We start from the raw sequence: 571 nt of genomic DNA on the forward strand, positions 1-571 counted from the left end.
CGTTTGCACCTTCCGAAAGCACTGCACCATAAGCCTGTCTCTGAGCTGAGTATTGGCCAGCAACAACGCGTTGCAGCTGCTCGCGCACTGATCGGCCAACCTGAACTGGTTATCGCTGACGAGCCAACTTCAGCCTTGGATCATGACAACCGCAAAGCGTTTATTGAGTTATTGATGGAACAAGCCAATCTTGCCAACGCTACATTGGTTTTTGTTAGCCATGATCCAACTCTGGAAAGCTTGTTCGATCGCACCATTAATCTGCCAGAAATAAACCAAAGCAGTGACATGGAGGTGCTAGCGTGAGTGCTGTAATCAAACTCGCTTGGAAAAGCTTGATGAACCGCAAAGCGACAGCGATGTTGACGATCATGACGGTAGCAATATCGGTAATCTTGCTGCTTGGCGTAGAACGTATCCGCACTCAAGCAAAAGACAGCTTTGCGAACACCATTTCCGGAACGGACCTAATTATCGGCGGACGCTCAGGCCAAGTGAACTTACTGCTGTATTCAGTCTTTCGTATTGGTAACGCAACCAATAATATCGATTGGAAAAGCTATCAAGAATT

Annotated in this window: 1 protein-coding gene and 1 pseudogene; both read left to right on the forward strand. The window is 47.3% G+C overall.

The genetic code is table 11. The features are described 5' to 3' along the window. A partial coding sequence (locus R7Z77_RS27370) for an ATP-binding cassette domain-containing protein (RefSeq protein WP_318137308.1) occupies positions 1 to 306 on the forward strand: 306 nt, incomplete at its 5' end. Further along, a pseudogene (locus R7Z77_RS27375) lies at positions 303 to 571 on the forward strand (ABC transporter permease); the annotation flags it as partial. The gene R7Z77_RS27370 and the pseudogene R7Z77_RS27375, both read left to right, overlap by 4 nt.

The sequence above is a fragment of the Vibrio sp. 1401 genome, assembly GCF_033340295.1.